Origin of the sequence: Spiroplasma endosymbiont of Polydrusus pterygomalis, from assembly GCF_964030635.1 — a bacterium.
GTDB lineage: Bacteria > Bacillota_I > Bacilli_A > Mycoplasmatales > Mycoplasmataceae > Spiroplasma.
In genome coordinates, this window is the sequence record NZ_OZ034909.1 from 1,193,718 (window position 1) to 1,211,922 (window position 18,205).

Below are 18,205 nucleotides of genomic sequence, written 5' to 3' on the forward strand. Positions count from 1 at the left end.
TTTATCTTGGTTTAATTGTAATTTTTACAGGATTATTACTATTATTGCTAAAATTTAAATTATTAGAATTATTTGAAAAATTTAAATTATTATTATTTCCAAATTTTTTATAGTAAGGATAATAAGTACCTATAATTTTTGGTCATATAACTTTTGAAAATCTAATTTTTAATTTTACATTATTAGTATAATATAATTCTAAATATACATTTTTAACATTATTAGGTTTTATATTATTAATTGATGATATTTGCATTAAAAATAATATTGATAATTGGCTTTTGCCTTTGACACTATATCGTGTACGATAATTTTCTTCTATTAAATCATCTGCATAACTTGTAATAAATTGTTTAATTTCTGTTGAAATTTCATTTGTTTTAATAATTTTATTTTGAGGAAAATTAGCATTTGATATTTGTTGTTTTCCATCTTCTTTAACAATAAGTTCAGATAATTTGTCTAAACTGATACTGCAAATTTCTCCTCCTGCAAATAATTCTGTATTACTATAATCATAATTTTCAATTTTAGTTGCAATATTAGTAATAGAAAAATTACCTATATTATTTATTTCAATAGTTTCATAAGTATCTATAAACTTATTTATACTTTGAATTGTTGGGTCAATTTGTTTTAAGTCAATTTCTATTTCATAATATCCTTTATATTCATTTAAGTCATCAAATAAATTAACCACAGTATTTAAAGTACTCTTGCACTGAGGATGTACTTTAAAATTAAAATTAATAGGTAATTTTGCATTGGCAGGAATAATATCTTTTGTATAAACTTTATAATTATATGGTACTGATGGTAATACATATTCGGGGTAATTAAATGTTGGTATTTCATAATCATGTGGTAATAAGAAACTAGTTTTATAATTAGTTGTCATATCGCGTAAATAATTATTTAAGGTACTTTTTGTTTTACCTCTGAAACTCCATACTGATAAACGTAAATAATCTTCTTCATTATTGGTATATGGGTTATCAGCATAAAAGATAATTTCAAAATTACCTTTATATAATGCTTGTATTGAAAACATATCAATAATATAACTACAATTTGTCCCATCTGGTGTTTGTAAGAATTCACAATCATTATCTTCTTCACCGTCACTAACTGGTGTTTGAGCATCTACTGCTGTTGTAAGTTCATTAATTAAATAAATTCGGTTAGTTTTTTGATTTAATTGTTTTAGATTATATGTTGAATAAACTATATTATTTGTTGGTTTACCACCCTTAGTTAAAACAGTACCTACTAATTTATCAGTTAATAAAGTAGTAAACCCGAAACTAGTGGCATTTGCTCCAAAAATAGCACCAACTTTATCATTGCCTTGTTCTCTAAATATTTCAAAAGGTAAATAACATTTACCTTTTGAGTTTTCAGACCAAAAAGCATCATTATAAAAACTATAAATATTAGCACTCATAAAGCCATTAAGTCATTGAAAATTAGGTCAAGTTTTTTCATCTTGATTAATAACTCAGCCTCATGGAATACCAAATGAAATAAAGTTTAAGAATTTACCAACACCACCCGGTATTGTAAAAGGATTAAACACTAATTTTTGTGTATAGTTTAAAGGTAATACTGTTATTTGACGGTTAATAAAATTATTCATATTTAAAATATCTCAAACATTACATGCACCCATTTTATTATATTCAATTTGAACTTGCCCTACAGTATTGCCAAATTCATCTTTTCTTCTAAAATAAGATGATGCTTGAGTACTAATAATATTATTAACTATACCACCTTTTACCTCTATTTTACTTGGTGGTGTTATTTTTCAATCTTTTGATCAATAAAATTTAGAGTCCTTATTTTCTTCATTAATGGTTGTGCCAACCGTAGGATTAGTTGCTGTCGACTTTTCTTGGTCAGTTATAACAATACCTTCACTATTTTTTTGTTTTCAAAAATCATATCTACTTTCCATATCTTTTTTTCAGTTTTCATAACCAGTTATCATTGTTGGTTGAATCCCTTGAATGTTATATCAACTTACTTCAGGTGATGCATAAGTATTAACTTTGTCAGGTGAACACGGATACATGTTATACATTAATAAATCTCGTGAATTCATTACTTTTTTATTAAACTGACCTTTAATAATTGGTCGACCAATAACAGGCATATCAAAAAAGATCGGATTACCATAAAATTTAACTGCCATTGCTCTAACACCGGGGTCTTTTAATAACATATAATCTAATTCAATAGTTGATGTATTTATTTTCTCATTATAAGTTATTTTAGGAAAACAATAACCCTCGCCTGGTGCTGATGTTTGAATAAATTGTCGTACTGATAAACCACTATTACTAATTTTGTCATTAATACTTGAAAAGGTAATTTCTTGTCATAAAAAACTACCATCATATGGTGAATAATAATTAATAACATTTGATGGATATAATCATTGTCTATCTTGGGGAGCGATATTTATATTACCTCCACCAATATTTAATCCATGGTCATTAAAAACCGTATAAAAATTATAATAATCATTAATATTTAATTTATCTGCATCTTCATCTAAAATTAATAAAGTATATTGTCTTTCAGTTGATTGTTGGGTAAATACTTGTTCAAATTTAGCTTCTCCAAATTGAATTGAACTTCTATCATCAATCATATAAGCATCTCAATATTTACCAACTTTAACTTCTTTTGTATAAAAGTTATCTGCTTCATTATCATTATTAGTAAAATAACTTAATTTATATTGCTTTAAGTATTCTAACATTCTATTAATATCATAAATATTTTCCCCATCAATTAATTTTCAATAAACATTATTATTTTCATCTTTTAATTTTATAGCGAAAGGTGTTTCATTATTTGCTCATATAGTTGAATTAATTGATTGGTTATTAAAATCATCAATCGTTAATATCTTAGTTTCTTCACCTTTATATTTTTGGACTATTTTTAAACTATATTGTCATTGAGCAATCGTACTTTCCATATTATCAAATATTCTTGAATAACTACCATAATCACTAGGCTTTGCGTTATTGGGTTTTCAACCTGTTTCAGTATCAGGAATATATGAACTATAAACATTAAAAGGAAATACCATTCAATGTCTATTATCTTTTATATTTTCTCTGATATCTATTAAAGTATCGTGGGCTTGTCTTATTAATTCTTCGATAACCCCAGGGTTAATTCTACTCATTTTTTAATTCTCCTTTATTTCTGTTCTACCTTGTAGGGCATTTTGATTATTACCAGTTTCATCATATTCTAGTAATTTATTATTATGTTCTATTTCTTTGGTTTTCATTTTATCTTGTCATGCTTCTACTTTTTCAAAATATTTTGTTGCTTCTAATTCATCAATATTATCATATTCAGTTATGGCTCTTACTGGTTCCATTGTGCCATTATCTAATCTAGCAGTAATTAATTCATTTTGTCGCATTTGGTCAACTAAACTAGCACTAATAAAATCAAAACCATAAGGCCGTTCACCAATACCATCTCATAAACCATAATATTTTAAAACAGTATCAAACATTTTAGTATAATATTGCTTACGATATGCTTGTAAATATGCTTGTTTTTCTAAGTCTTTTGTTTTAGTTAATAATGACTGTGTTTTATTCTGGTCATTATCTGATTTATCACCAAAAGGACTAGAAAAATGACATGCTAAATATACTTGTTCAATAATTGATTTTTGATCTTCGGTATATGTTTATAATGTTGGTGCACCTTGTACTACTTGTAAAGATTGTGATGATGTCCCATCTGCTGCCGTTTGACCTGATTGAATAAAAATATCATCAAATACATCTTGTAATGCTTTTTTATTTCCCATATTGTAAGCATTCATTAAACCATCATCTAATACCCCATATCAGTGCGTACGATTAGCTCATCGTTCTTTTGATTTAATATTAAAACTATCTTCTAAATCAAATTGTAATTTATAACAATTTGCCATCGTAGGTCATGGATTTAATGTAGTTTAAGTTGATAAGAACAACGGATTAGGCTCATTTATCATTTCTCAAAAAGGTACTATTCCTAATTTATTTTTAAATTCTTGCACCAAAAAAGGTCTAACATCATCTTTAATTTGTGTTTTACTTTGTCCAACAACTACCTCATTATTTTTTGGTCAACCTTTAATAACTATTTTATCTTTGGTACAAATTAAATTTAAAATAAAACCACTATCTGATTGATGATAATTTAATCAAATGTCGGCCCCTTGTTCAATTTCATTTATTTTACTTACACGTGATGTAAAGTTAAAAGGGTTAATTCATAAATCAATATTACCATCACTAGTTTCTAATAAACCAAAAATAGTTTTACCCATTAAACTTGCTGTTAATTCATTTTTATCTAATTTTTCTTTTATTTTATAAGTTTCATATCATCAATTTAATTTTTCTAAAATATCTTTACGATGAGACTTAAATAAAATATCTTTACCATTTATTAATCGCATTTGATGACGAGCAATAATATTTGCTAAATTAATTGTTCAATCATAATTATAAAATTTTAAAACACTATTAATATCACTTAAGTTTGGTAAACTAGGGAAAGTATTATTCATGGTTATTTTGCTCCTTTAATTTTAAGATAAGTGCATAATTAATAATATTTACTGTTAATAAATTTGGCTCATTTGCTAAAACTTGAACACATACTTTAACTTTTTGATATTTTTTAATATATTCGTTATATAAATTTAATTTACATATTGCGATATTATTGCAATGTTTCTTTTAACTGAGATATATAAATAAAAATTTTTCTAGATTATTATTAATATATAAAGTTAGGAGAAACATTTTTATATGGCTAAAGGTAAAATAAAAGGGTCTAAAGATCATTCTTTTGAATTTAAAGAAAAAATTGTTAATGAATACTCAATTAACAATAAATCTTATAGTGAAATAGCAAAAGAATATCATATTAGTTTAGCAACTATTTCAAAATGAGTAAATCAATTTCAACAAAATAAAGAAATTCTAAAAGAACGAAAAAAGCGAAAAGATTTTGAATTAAATAAGTTTAAAAACCCCTTAGAACGTGAAAACTATTTATTAAAAAAAGAAAATGAAAGAATAAAAGCTGAGAATGAAGTTTTAAAAAAGTTTGAAGCTCTTCCAAAGATAAAAACAAAAACAAACATTAGAAAACAAATTGCTTTTATTAAATCAGAATTGCAAGTTTCAAAAATTACTTTATCATGATATTTAAAAGAATTAAGAATTTCATATGATACTTGAAATAAATATTCAAAAAATTGTGATGAATATCAACCAAATATTGATTATTCAATATATGAAATAATTAAAGCAATTCATAGAGAAAATAGTATTAAAGGACACAGACAAATTAAATTATCTTTGGAAGAGCAAAAAATTAATGTGTCGAATTCAACAGTTTATCGTTATATGAAATTAGCTAATAGAATTTCTAGTGTAAGAATTAAAACAAGAAAAAAAATTAATCATTTCTTAAAAATGACAAATGAACATATTAGACATAAATATCTATTAAAACGTAATTTTAAAGCTGAAAAAACTAATCAAAAGTGATCAATTGATATTACGTATGTTAAAACAATCACAGAATGAGTATATTTATTTGCAATCAAGGATTTATTTAGTAATTTAATAGTAAATTATTCTTTAACAACAACTCCAACAGTAAATTGAGTAAATAATTGTATCAAAGAAGCAATTATTAAAAGAAAAATAATCAAAGGTGAATTAACTATTAATTCTGATCAAGGTATTCATTTCACTTCAAAAGCTTATGAAAAATTATTAAAAAAACACGGTATAAATATAAGTATGTCAAGAAGAGGCAATTGTTTAGATAATTCACCGATTGAAAATTGATTTTCAATTCTTAAAACCGAGAACTCAGAATTATCACACTGTAAAAATATTTTAGAAGTAAAAAATATTGTAGATAATTATATAATTCATTATAATGAAAAAAGAAAAATTTTAAATTTAAAAATGCCACCACTTCAATATGAAATGAAAGCATTTTTTAATTAAAATTCTCAGTTATCTGAAACTGCGCAAACCTTAATTGGTTATTTTTTTAAATACTATTTGTTAGTTTTCTAATAGCATCTTTTTGTGCTTGTTTTTTGTCGTTTACTTTAACTTGTTTTTTAACATTTTTAATTTGACCTGTTTTAAGGGCTAATTCTGTTGCATAATCAAAGGTCCTCGTAAATGTTTTTCGTGGGCAATAACAGCCGTTCTTAATTCTCTAAGTTATGCTTTATATTTTTTAATTTTTTTATCAGATAATCCAAGAATACCAAGACTACCCATTCCACCAGCACCAGCTAACACAAGTAAAGCAATCATTAATGTTTCATTCATGTTTTTGTTTCCTTTCTTATCCTTACTCAAACAGTAGCCATCCATTCTTTCAGAACAAAATAATTTATAAATTAAGCTATATAACCACCCAAAATATCTACCACCCCTATATATAGTCTATTTTAATAAAATTTAATTATTAGTTTCATAATTATTATTTATATTTAATTTTTTGTTATTTTCTTCTTGTTTTTGTTTTTTAATATTTTCGTTTTGTATATTTTTAAATATTTCTTCTGTTATACCATCTAAATTATTTCATTGTTTTGCTATTCTTGGTTGAATAACACGAGAATTAATCCGACAATCTAAACAATGTCTTAAATGGTCTTTTTTTTCATTTTAATTTATCAATTAAAATAATAATTAAAGAAATTATTAAAGTAATTAAAGGTAAAATTGTAAATACTAATCCCATTTTAGAAACTTTTAATCGTGGAATATCAATTTTCATATCTACTTTTGGTTTACTACTAGCAACAAATATACCCTGAATTCCATGTGTAAATAAAGGTGTTAATAAAATGGCAATACCATTGCCTCAATATTGACCATAATTGTATCAATTAATTTGATCCTTAATACTATTAATCATCCCGTATTCCAATCAAAAATTTAATGCTAAAAACATTAAAGTATAAAAACTAACTACTCAACTCCTAATTTTATATTTTCTTTCTCATTCTATAATATCTTTATGGGTTCAATTATAAGTTGGAATAGGGTCTTTTTTAAATCAATTTCAAGGTAATGCACCCTTTAATCAAGTTGTTTTATCTTGCTTCATTAATTAAACCCCTTTCTAACTTACTTTTTTTTCAATGTGTAAATCAGTAATTGTTCCATCTGTCCCACCAGTACGTATAGCAATAATTCCATCATCTTCTAATTCTACACGATGAGAAAATTTATTTTCTAAATCAAATGATCCAACAGTTATTTTTCCCTTAAAATTTTTGTATGTTGATAAATAATAATGATTTTGATTACTTGTTTTAATTCAAATATTGTATTTATAATTTTCTTTATCTCAATTTTGTATTTCATAATCAAACCTTGTATTATCTAAATCACTAGTGTCAACAATTTCTCAATCTGAAATATTTGTTTTTCAAACCCCATTATCATAATAAATCGTATCATTATCAAACGGAACAACAAGTTTAATATATTCATTATAATCAATTTTACTATAATCGATAATTGTTGGATGAGTAATATTAATAGTGTTATCAGTTTGAACGCGTTCTTTTAAATAAAATAATAAACTGTCATAAAATGTTTTTTTCGTAATATATTTATATTCTTCTTCTCAAGGATGAGCATAATTCCCTAAATGATAATTATATGGTCTATCAACCGTTTTACTAGATATAATATCAATTATTTCACCAGCTAATTTTAAAGCATTTTTAACATCACGAGTAATATTTTCATTTGCTTCGGGGTCATTTGTTTGTGAATATGCCACACCACCTTGTGAAAATGAAGCACTACCAGTTAAATCATTAACTCCTTTTGGTAAATATCAATTCATAACTGCTAATAAACAAGCAGATTGAATATAACTTAATCATTTATCATATTCAATTAAACCAGTATTATCTTTTTTAACTCATGGAAATAAATCTTTTTTATTTATTTTATCTGAAATTGTGCCACCTGATAATCTATCCATTCATAAACTAGTTTTTAAAATAGCATTATAAATTAAATTATCATTATAAGCAGATTGCTTACGGTCATTAATAGGTTGTCAAAGTTTACTTTCTTTAACATCTTCAACTGTTATAAATAATAAATTATTTAAATTACTTTCCATATAATACACCCCTTAATTGATTACGATATTTATTTCTTAAATTAGATGGTTTATAACTATTAACATTTCTTTGTGTTTTATTAATTGTTTTAATAGTTTGATTAGTTTTATAAAACATACTTTTAACTGGTGTTTTATATAAATTCTTAATATTTTTAACATCACTTTTTCGCTCTCGATATCATTTTTTGTTATTAATTTCACCAGCAAAATTAAAATTAAAATGACCAATCTTTAAATTATTAATAAACGTTTTAATTTGTTGTAATTTTTGAATATGTGGTAATGTTAATTTAATATTTCCTTTTGGGTATTTTTCTTTTAATTCTTTTGGTAATCGTTTTTTAATATAATCTCTTAAATGACTAGGTAATCATTTTCTTAATCAATAACGCCAAAATAAAATTCCAGCATTAGATACAGCATTACTTAATAATTTTCAAATTTCAAATGGAACACTAGGATAAACATATGGACCATAAAACTTCGGGTGTTTTGATGTTTTTGTATATGCTGAATTATACTTGTAAGTGCAAGTAAATAAAATTGCAAAAAATATCATATAAAAATTTTATGATGCTAAGTTTATTTTAGAAAAAATAAAGCAAGGAGTTTTTATATGGGATATAAACATCTTGGCATAGATGAAAGAATTTATATTGAGAATCAATTGAAGTTTAAAATAAAAATTAGTGAAATAGCTAAAAATCTTAATCGAAGTATTAGTACTATTATTCGAGAAGTTAATAGAAATAAAGATAATAATCATTATTTTTCATTAATTGCACAAAATAAAGCAGAAAATAGAAAACAATCACATATTTATTTTCATAAGTTTAAAAATAGAGAATTAGTAAAATATGTACAACAAAAATTATTATTAGGTTGATCACCCGAACAAATTTATGGCAGAATTAAAAATTTTCATAAAGAATGAATTATTAGTTTTAAAACAATTTACAATTGAATTTATTCTGGATTACTTGAAAAAGTTACTAATAAAAATTTAAGAAGAAAAGGTAAGAAACGAAAATATCAAGAAAATCGGGGTAAATTTAATGGTAAATCAATTAAAGAACGAAATGCTAATGTTAATAATCGCGTAACTCTTGGTCATTGAGAAGGTGATACCGTAGTATCATCACGAGGTAAAAGTAAATCATGTTTAATAACTTTAGTTGAAAGAACATCAAGATTTACTTTAGCAATATTAGTTGAAAATAGAACTACTAAAGTTATTAACGAAAATATTAGCCATTATTTATCAATTCTTCCAAATAATCTTGTTAAGACTATAACATTTGATCGTGGTAAAGAATTTGCTAATTGACAACAACTTGAAAAAAATTTAAATGTGAAAATTTATTTTGCTAATGCATATTCACCCTGACAAAGAGGTACTAATGAAAATACTAATGGTTTAATTAGAGAAAAATTTCCTAAAAAATTTAATTTTTCAAATACTACTAAAAATGCAGTTCATAAATTTATATTGTCTTTAAACCAAAGACCAAGAAAAATACTAAATTATCTTTCGCCAATCGAATATTTGGTTAGAAAAATAATTTAGTTGCACTTAACTTTACAATTTGGCATATATTAAAATAGTTAAATTACCTGTTAAAGTTAACTTATTTGTTATATTAAACATACCACTATTAAGCCAACTACTATTTAAAGGTTGTCAATTAGTGTTTAGATAATTTTCTTTTTTAAATTGTTCTCTATTTTTAATATTGTTATCTTTTTCTAATTTAATTAATATTTGTTGAATTTCTTTTTTATGACCTTTTTTAATTAAATTTAAATAAGTATAAGTATTTAATCACTGATAAATATCTTCAATTTTATTTGTAATCTTTTGAAAAGGATTAGCATAATATGACGCAAATTTATTAACTTTATTAATTAAATTAACAAACTTACTTATTATGTGTTCATTACCTAAGTTTTCTGCTAATAAAGTTAAAACTCGTAATATTAGTAAATTCATAATTACATATTACTTATTTTGAATAAGTTAAATTAACGGTTTCACTATATTTATTAGGGTTAGCGGTTGCTAATGCACCAGTAGCTGTAATAGAACTAAATGTTGCATTTCCATTTACATATTTATTATTTTTTGCTTTAATTGCTGTTTCTAATTCAGTAGTATTTGGTTCTGTTCCAGCCATAGTAATTGCTCCTAAATTGGGTGTAGTAATAATTGTTGATAAAGCAGGTTTTCCAATAACATAATCAACAGGAACACGGAATGATTTATTTAAATTAGCAGTTGCTTGATCAATTTCTTGTTGAGTTGGTGCAACTTCTAAAATAATCTTACATGTTTTTGGATATAAAATAGTTGGTGTTGCATATTGCACTTTACCAATTCATTTAGGGTTAGCAGTATCATTATCTAAAACTTGTTGAATAGTATCCATATTAATTGGATATGCTCATACTTGTTTATTAATAAGTAAACCATTTACATTAGTAAAATTATAACCATTATCTCGGTTAACTTGTCCTTTTGTATATGTTTTTTCTAAATGAAAACTTTTTGATACCGGAATACCCATTGCGGTATTTTCATATAATTCACCGTTAACCATTGCTTTTAATTGAGCTTGTGAACCAATTACTTTTAAATAAGCCGGTGTTAATCCTAAATAGGATCTTCGTCCTAAAACCATAAACATTTTATCGGTTGGCAATCCAAAATATAAACTACTAATTTGATTTGTTAATTCAATCAAAGTTTCATTTAATGTAAAGAATGCTTTATTTGCTTCATCGGCACTATCGGCTGTATAACTACGAAATGGAATTACTTAATATTGACCATCTGCTAAACAATAATCATAAATAGCCTGAATTAATTCACATTCTAAATTAACAAATTTATTCTGTACAACACTAGCAATAGCATCAGCAATAACACCATTTTTAATATTTTGTTCTATCATTGCTAAGTCAAATGCTTCATTCATTAATTTTAAATTAAATCTTTTATTAATAGGCACCGGAATTCTTGTTAATCCCATTGTTTGAGTTGCCCCACCATTTGGTAATGAATAATCATCTTGTCATACCACACGATGAGTTAAATTATATAATGCTTGTCCTGAATTAGGTAATCAAGCAACTTGTTCAGCAGTTGCAGTTGCATATTGCATAATACTTGCATGCTCATTCATTAATGGTCCTCTTAACATAGCGTTAACCATATCAACATAGGCTTTTTGACCTGTTGTATTACCTTGTAATGTAAAAGGTACTTGTGGCAAATTAATTGTTGCCATAATATTCACTCCCTTATTATCTAAGTTTTTTAAGTGTATAATCAGTTAATTTCTTAATTTCTTCTGGAGTATATGCTCCTTTTTCTTTAATAGTTTCAATTTCATCATTTTTATTTTCAACCGAATTTTCAATCATATCTTTAATTAAATTAGCTGGTGAAACTGATGGTTGTTATTGTATAAACAAATCAGGTTTTAATTCTTTTAAAGTTTGCATTTTTTCAGTCAAAGAAGTACCACTAACTTTATCTAAATTAGTTTTAATATCTTCAATTTTAGTAGATGGAACATCTTTAAAGGCTTTTAATTCATCTAATTCATTAGATAATTTAATAAAGTCTTCTTTTGATATAACATCTTCGCGTTTTTGCACACTTTCTCTAATTTGTTTTGCTTCATTATTAAACTGATTTAAGATATTTTCTGCAATTTCTTCACTTAAACCTTGTTCGATTAATTGTTCTTTTGTAAGTGCCATTTTATAAACTCCTCTTTTTTTATCCTTGTCCGATTAACAAGTCAGCATAACTCTTTTTTACGGAAAAAGATTAAACCTATGCCTTCATTATATACTATTATTTTACTAATACAACACTTTATGTAAATAAAATAAACTTAATATATTTAATTGCTAATTTACCCCTTAAAACGCTTAATAATAGCTTTTTAACAAGATAAAAGTTTTTAAAATAATTACTAATTTTGATTATATATATATATATATATATACAATGAGGATAGATCTTGATAAAAAGTTTCAAGATTAAGAAATGGAGAAAAACAAGTGTGAAAAAATTACTTAGTTTATTAAGTGTGTTAACAATTGGAGGAAGTGCTTTACCAACAACAATTGCTTGTAGTAGTTACGAAAAAGAAGAAAAATTAAATATTATTAACCATTTACTTGCAAATAATTTAGAAAATTTAAAAAGAAGTAAAAGAGAAAAAATTAATTATAAAAAAATAATTGTTGATTTAAATGATATAGATGATAAATCTCAAATTAGGTCCCTTCTTGTATTAAATAATAAGATATACTTTACTACAATAAATGGAAAAATGTATGAATATGACCCCCAAACAGAAAAAAATAGATTTGTTGTAGACATGGGTGGTGTAGAACATTGGTCTACTGGTATCATTTTTAATAATAAGATATATATTGCATCAGGAGCAAAATCATTAAATAATCAAAAAGTTTATGAAGTAGATCCATCAAAAAATTATAAAAAAGCAGTTATAAATATGACTAATATTTCTCATTCACAAGGACTTTTATTTAACAATAAATTATATTTTGGTTCAGGAGATCATAATGTTTATGAATATGATCCTGTTACAGAACAACAAAAAATAACTATAAACGCAAATAGTACTTTTCGTACTTCTGGCGTGACTTTAAATAATAAACTTTATTTTGTATCTCATGATAGTAAAGTATATGAATATAATCCCACTACACAACAACAAAAAATAATTCAAAATTTAGATAAAATCCGCACTTCTGGACTGGTGTTAAATAATAAAATATATTTTTGTTCAAATAATGAAGGCACTATATATGAATATAATCCACAAACAGAACATAATAGACTTGTTGTTAAAATAGGAAATACGAATAGTATATGATCTGATGGTGCTGTATTAAATAATAAATTATATTTTGTATCTGATAGTAAAGTTCACGAAATAGATCCAATAGCAAATTCTAAAAAAACAGTTATAAATATGAAAGGTGAATCTCATTTAAGAGGATTAACATTTAATAATAAAGTATACTTCGCTTCAACTGGTGGCAACGTTTATGAGTATGATCCTATATCAGGATATCAAAAAATTATTATGAACAATGAAAATGTTGGTTTTATATCTAATGGTATTGAACTTAATAATAAGTTATATTTTGGTACAGTAGATGGGAAAATATATGAATATTTTGATTTTTATAATGAAAACATAAATAATTTAAAAAAAGATTTAAATGAAAAACAAAATGAAATCACTAAACTTAAAACGGAATTAGAAAATTATAAAAATGAATTTAAAAAAATTTCTATGAAGTATGTTTCATTAGATCAGGATCAATTTTTAAAAAATATGGATAGAACAATAAAAAATATTGAAAAAACACAAAATTTGTATGTATCAAAAATTAATATTGATATTAGAAATAATTAATTTAATAGTAATAAGTAAATTAAAAAAATTTATTAAACTATAAATAAATGAAAATAAACAAATTTTATTTTGCAATGTTTCTTTTAACTGAGATATATAAATAAAAATTTTTCTAGATTATTATTAATATATAAAGTTAGGAGAAACATTTTTATATGGCTAAAGGTAAAATAAAAGGGTCTAAAGATCATTCTTTTGAATTTAAAGAAAAAATTGTTAATGAATACTCAATTAACAATAAATCTTATAGTGAAATAGCAAAAGAATATCATATTAGTTTAGCAACTATTTCAAAATGAGTAAATCAATTTCAACAAAATAAAGAAATTCTAAAAGAACGAAAAAAGCGAAAAGATTTTGAATTAAATAAGTTTAAAAACCCCTTAGAACGTGAAAACTATTTATTAAAAAAAGAAAATGAAAGAATAAAAGCTGAGAATGAAGTTTTAAAAAAGCTTGAAGCTCTTCCAAAGATAAAAACAAAAACAAACATTATAAAACAAATTGCTTTTATTAAATCAGAATTGCAAGTTTCAAAAATTACTTTATCATGATATTTAAAAGAATTAAGAATTTCATATGATACTTGAAATAAATATTCAAAAAATTGTGATGAATATCAACCAAATATTGATTATTCAATATATGAAATAATTAAAGCAATTCATAGAGAAAATAGTATTAAAGGACACAGACAAATTAAATTATCTTTGGAAGAGCAAAAAATTAATGTGTCGAATTCAACAGTTTATCGTTATATGAAATTAGCTAATAGAATTTCTAGTGTAAGAATTAAAACAAGAAAAAAAATTAATCATTTCTTAAAAATGACAAATGAACATATTCGACATAAATATCTATTAAAACGTAATTTTAAAGCTGAAAAAACTAATCAAAAGTGATCAATTGATATTACGTATGTTAAAACAATCACAGAATGAGTATATTTATTTGCAATCAAGGATTTATTTAGTAATTTAATAGTAAATTATTCTTTAACAACAACTCCAACAGTAAATTGAGTAAATAATTGTATCAAAGAAGCAATTATTAAAAGAAAACTAATCAAAGGTGAATTAACTATTAATTCTGATCAAGGTATTCATTTCACTTCAAAAGCTTATGAAAAATTATTAAAAAAACACGGTATAAATATAAGTATGTCAAGAAGAGGCAATTGTTTAGATAATTCACCGATTGAAAATTGATTTTCAATTCTTAAAACCGAGAACTCAGAATTATCACACTGTAAAAATATTTTAGAAGTAAAAAATATTGTAGATAATTATATAATTCATTATAATGAAAAAAGAAAAATTTTAAATTTAAAAATGCCACCACTTCAATATGAAATGAAAGCATTTTTTAATTAAAATTCTCAGTTATCTGAAACTGTGCAAACAAATTTTATTTCCATTTTTAATTAAATAACAAACTTTATAAAAAATAGAAAAGATATTATATGAAAAAAATACTAAATATTTTATGATCAATCACTTTAATTGGAACAAGTACAACAAGTTTATTTGCTTGTAATACACCACAATATAGCGAAGATGAATTAGCAAAGTTAAAAGAAGAAAATAAAATAGATACAAAAGATGAAAATATTAAAAACAATTTAGAATGAATAACACCACAAGAAAAACCATTTAATACGGTTGATAACAAATATTATTATGTAGTATGGCGTGGCGATAAAAATGATAGTTGGTATTTAACTAAATTTAATAATAATACATACGATACAATAATTATTAGAGGTTATAAAGATGATTATAGTTTAATGTATAGAGTTAATGGTTATTTTGGAATACATAGTAAAAAAAATAATTTTGAAGGAAAAGAGTCTTATTTTCACTATTGAAAAAATAAAAATGATAATTATTTTAAATCAGTTTATCGTTGAAATTTAGATACGACAGAGCCTAATTTAATTTTAAATGAAAATGGTAATGTAAAAGTTAATTAATAACTTTAATTTTGTCGAAAACTCTTGATATTTTAACAAAACCCTGATTTTATTAGGTTTTTGATAAAATGTATTTCTTGCAAATATCTATATTTTATAAGGGTTTTTGACTTTATCAAGAGTTTTCGACAAAATTAAAGATTAATAACAAAAAAGAGATATAAATATCTTTTTTTCTATTTTTATCTTGGTTTAATTGTAATTTTAACTGGGTTAATACTTTTATTTTTAATTCCCAAGAAATTTGGGTTAGAAATATATATTGTTATATCTTTGATATTTCCCCAATATTTTGGTTTTGCATAAAAATCAACATAAAAACTTTGCAAAATAGGTAATAGTACTTTTGTAAATCTAATTTTTAATTTTACATTATTAGTATAATATGCTTGTAAATATGTTTCTTTAATTTTATCTTTATCAGTAAAAACTAATTTTGTTATTTGTAAAAAAAATCTTACACCGAAAATGTTATCCAATGTATTATATACATTAAGATAATTTTCACTTGGTATTCCATTAGCAAGACCAGTAGCATATTTTGTTTCAGTATCATTTATTTTTATATTTTTAGTATATAAAGTTATTGTATTATCAAAATTAACTTTATCTGTTTGTGATAAACCCTCTTGTTGTAAGGTTATATTTGCTAATGAAAATAAATTATTGCTACAATCATTGGCACCACCAAATATATTAACATTTCTATTAGGAATAAAATTCTCTATCTTTGGTTTTCCACATTCAACTTGTAAACTATTAAGATTACTTATTTCAATCGTTTTATAAGCATCTTGGAATTTACTTATACTTTGAATAGTTGGGTCAATTTGTTTTAAATCAATTTCAGTTTCATAATAACCATAATTAAATTCATCAGAAAATAAATTAACTAAACGACTGCATATTTTTTTGCATTGTGGTGGTGCTGTAATTTTAGTTTTTAATGGTTTTGCTGTATTAGCACCTCAGATATCTTTGGTATAAGTTTTATAGTTATATGGAACTGGTGGCAAGACATATTGTGGGTAATTAAATGTTGGTATTTCATAGTCATGTGGTAATAAGAAACTAGTTTTATAATTAGTTGTCATATCGCGTAAATAATTATTTAATACACTTTTTGTTTTTCCACGAAAACTCCATACTGATAATCTTAAATAATCTTCTTCATTATTTGTATATGGGTTATCAGCATAAAAGATAATTTCAAAATTACCTTTATATAAAGCTTGTATTGAAAACATATCAATTATATAACTACAATTTGTCCCATCTGGTGTTTGTAAGAATTCACAATCATTATCTTCTTCACCATCACTAACTGGTGTTTGAGCATCAACTGCTGTTGTAAGTTCATTAATTAAATAAACTCGGTTAGTTTTTTCGTTTAATTGTTTTAGATTATATGTTGAATAAACTATATTGTTTGTTGGTTTACCATCCTTAGTTAAAACAGTACTTACTAATTTATCAGTTAATAAAGTAGTAAACCCGAAGCTAGTGGCATTTGCTCCAAAAATAGCACCAACTTTATCATTGCCTTGTTCTCTAAATATTTCAAAAGGTAAATAACATTTACCTTTTGAGTTTTCAGACCAAAAAGCATCATTATAAAAACTATAAATATTAGCACTCATAAATCCATTTAATCATTGAAAATTAGGTCAAGTTTTTTCATCTTGATTAATAACTCATCCTCAAGGAATACCAAACGAAATAAAGTTTAAGAATTTACCAACTCCGCCTGGTATCGTAAAAGGATTAAAAACTAACTTTTGAGTATAGTTTAAAGGTAAGACAGTAATTTGGCGATTAATAAAATTATTCATATTTAAAATATCTCAAACATTACATGAACCCATTTTATTGTATTCAATTTGAACACTACCAACAGTATTACCAAATTCATCTTTTCTTCTAAAATATGATGATACTTGGGTACTAATAATATTATTAACGTCACCACTATTTACTTTTATTTTACTTGGTGGCGTTATTTTTCAATTTTTAGACCAATAAAATTTAGAGTCATTATTTTCTTCTTTAATTGTTTTTCCAACAGTAGGATTGGTAGCTGTCGAACTTTCTTGGTCAGTTATAACAATACCCTCACTATTTTTTTGCTTTCAAAAATCATATCTACTTTCCATATCTTTTTTTCAGTTTTCATAACCAGTTATCATTGTTGGTTGAATCCCTTGAATGTTATATCAACTTACTTCAGGTGATGCATAAGTATTAACTTTGTCAGGCGGACACGGATACATGTTATACATTAATAAATCTCGTGAATTCATTACTTTTGGATTAAATTGACCTTTAATAATTGGTCGACCAATAACTGGCATATCAAAAAAGATCGGATTACCATAAAATTTAACGGCCATTGCTCTAACACCAGGGTCTTTTAATAACATCTCATCTAATTCAACAATTCCTTTATTTGTTTTCTCATTATAAGTTATTTTAGGAAAACAATAACCTTCCCCAGGTGCTGATGTTTGAATAAATTGTCGTACTGATAAACCACTATTACTAATTTTGT

Annotated in this window: 18 protein-coding genes; 5 read left to right on the top strand and 13 right to left on the bottom strand. The window is 24.3% G+C overall.

Features of this window, described 5'->3' with window-relative positions; all coding sequences use genetic code 4:
- Position 1: 1 nt before the first annotated feature.
- From ACQH23_RS07775 to ACQH23_RS07790, 4 genes are all read right to left on the bottom strand, one after another.
- Positions 2-3,202 carry a hypothetical protein gene (locus tag ACQH23_RS07775; RefSeq protein ID WP_425377878.1) on the bottom strand — a complete coding sequence of 1,067 codons (3,201 nt, stop codon included), beginning with the start codon at positions 3,200-3,202 and terminating at the stop codon, positions 2-4.
- Positions 3,203-3,205: 3 nt separating this feature from the next.
- On the bottom strand, positions 3,206-3,544 hold the full coding sequence (locus tag ACQH23_RS07780) for a hypothetical protein (protein ID WP_425377879.1): 339 nt from the start codon (positions 3,542-3,544) through the stop codon (positions 3,206-3,208).
- Positions 3,545-3,724: 180 nt separating this feature from the next.
- Positions 3,725-3,973, bottom strand: a complete 249-nt coding sequence (locus ACQH23_RS07785) for a hypothetical protein (protein ID WP_425377880.1) — start codon at positions 3,971-3,973, stop codon at positions 3,725-3,727.
- A gap of 24 nt (positions 3,974-3,997) precedes the next feature.
- Positions 3,998-4,597 carry a hypothetical protein gene (locus ACQH23_RS07790; protein WP_425377881.1) on the bottom strand — a complete coding sequence of 200 codons (600 nt, stop codon included), beginning with the start codon at positions 4,595-4,597 and terminating at the stop codon, positions 3,998-4,000.
- 244 nt (positions 4,598-4,841) lie between these two features.
- Here ACQH23_RS07790 and ACQH23_RS07795 point away from each other — a divergent pair, with 244 nt between their 5' ends.
- The gene (locus tag ACQH23_RS07795) at positions 4,842-6,059 is read left to right on the top strand and encodes an IS3 family transposase (RefSeq protein ID WP_425377882.1); all 1,218 of its coding nucleotides are present in this window, start codon (positions 4,842-4,844) and stop codon (positions 6,057-6,059) included.
- A 225-nt stretch (positions 6,060-6,284) separates the two neighbouring features.
- Here the strand turns inward: ACQH23_RS07795 and ACQH23_RS07800 are convergent, their stop codons facing one another.
- The 4 genes from ACQH23_RS07800 to ACQH23_RS07815 all read right to left on the bottom strand — a co-directional run bounded on the left by ACQH23_RS07800 (position 6,285) and on the right by ACQH23_RS07815 (position 8,779).
- The gene (locus tag ACQH23_RS07800) at positions 6,285-6,440 is read right to left on the bottom strand and encodes a hypothetical protein (RefSeq protein WP_425377883.1); all 156 of its coding nucleotides are present in this window, start codon (positions 6,438-6,440) and stop codon (positions 6,285-6,287) included.
- Between the two features lie 250 nt (positions 6,441-6,690).
- Entirely contained in the window at positions 6,691-7,182 is a 492-nt protein-coding gene (locus ACQH23_RS07805; RefSeq protein WP_425377884.1) for a hypothetical protein, read from the bottom strand.
- Positions 7,183-7,197: 15 nt separating this feature from the next.
- Positions 7,198-8,217: a hypothetical protein gene (locus ACQH23_RS07810; RefSeq protein WP_425377885.1), complete on the bottom strand. Its 1,020-nt coding sequence runs from the start codon at positions 8,215-8,217 to the stop codon at positions 7,198-7,200.
- Positions 8,207-8,779 (bottom strand): hypothetical protein, encoded by a 573-nt coding sequence (locus ACQH23_RS07815; protein ID WP_425377886.1) that lies wholly within the window; start codon positions 8,777-8,779, stop codon positions 8,207-8,209. The genes ACQH23_RS07810 and ACQH23_RS07815 overlap by 11 nt, the downstream gene beginning before the upstream one ends.
- Before the next feature lie 57 nt (positions 8,780-8,836).
- Here ACQH23_RS07815 and ACQH23_RS07820 point away from each other — a divergent pair, with 57 nt between their 5' ends.
- Positions 8,837-9,787, top strand: coding sequence for an IS30 family transposase (locus ACQH23_RS07820; RefSeq protein WP_425377887.1), 951 nt, complete (start codon positions 8,837-8,839; stop codon positions 9,785-9,787).
- A 12-nt stretch (positions 9,788-9,799) separates the two neighbouring features.
- On the opposite strand, the gene ACQH23_RS07825 is transcribed toward ACQH23_RS07820, so the two are convergent.
- The 4 genes from ACQH23_RS07825 to ACQH23_RS07840 all read right to left on the bottom strand — a co-directional run bounded on the left by ACQH23_RS07825 (position 9,800) and on the right by ACQH23_RS07840 (position 11,985).
- On the bottom strand, positions 9,800-10,210 hold the full coding sequence (locus ACQH23_RS07825) for a hypothetical protein (protein ID WP_425377888.1): 411 nt from the start codon (positions 10,208-10,210) through the stop codon (positions 9,800-9,802).
- Positions 10,211-10,223: 13 nt separating this feature from the next.
- A complete protein-coding gene (locus tag ACQH23_RS07830; RefSeq protein WP_425377889.1) occupies positions 10,224-10,961 on the bottom strand; it encodes a hypothetical protein in 738 nt (245 codons plus the stop codon).
- A gap of 75 nt (positions 10,962-11,036) precedes the next feature.
- A complete protein-coding gene (locus ACQH23_RS07835) occupies positions 11,037-11,507 on the bottom strand; it encodes a hypothetical protein (RefSeq protein ID WP_425377890.1) in 471 nt (156 codons plus the stop codon).
- A gap of 172 nt (positions 11,508-11,679) precedes the next feature.
- Positions 11,680-11,985: a hypothetical protein gene (locus ACQH23_RS07840; protein ID WP_425377891.1), complete on the bottom strand. Its 306-nt coding sequence runs from the start codon at positions 11,983-11,985 to the stop codon at positions 11,680-11,682.
- Between the two features lie 308 nt (positions 11,986-12,293).
- Between ACQH23_RS07840 and ACQH23_RS07845 the strand changes: the two genes are divergently transcribed.
- The 3 genes from ACQH23_RS07845 to ACQH23_RS07855 all read left to right on the top strand — a co-directional run bounded on the left by ACQH23_RS07845 (position 12,294) and on the right by ACQH23_RS07855 (position 15,657).
- Positions 12,294-13,685: a hypothetical protein gene (locus ACQH23_RS07845; protein WP_425377892.1), complete on the top strand. Its 1,392-nt coding sequence runs from the start codon at positions 12,294-12,296 to the stop codon at positions 13,683-13,685.
- Positions 13,686-13,840: 155 nt separating this feature from the next.
- The gene (locus ACQH23_RS07850; protein WP_425377893.1) at positions 13,841-15,058 is read left to right on the top strand and encodes an IS3 family transposase; all 1,218 of its coding nucleotides are present in this window, start codon (positions 13,841-13,843) and stop codon (positions 15,056-15,058) included.
- An 89-nt stretch (positions 15,059-15,147) separates the two neighbouring features.
- Positions 15,148-15,657 (top strand): lipoprotein, encoded by a 510-nt coding sequence (locus tag ACQH23_RS07855; protein ID WP_425377894.1) that lies wholly within the window; start codon positions 15,148-15,150, stop codon positions 15,655-15,657.
- 182 nt (positions 15,658-15,839) lie between these two features.
- On the opposite strand, the gene ACQH23_RS07860 is transcribed toward ACQH23_RS07855, so the two are convergent.
- Entirely contained in the window at positions 15,840-18,077 is a 2,238-nt protein-coding gene (locus ACQH23_RS07860; protein WP_425377895.1) for a hypothetical protein, read from the bottom strand.
- Between the last annotated feature and the right edge of the window lie 128 nt (positions 18,078-18,205).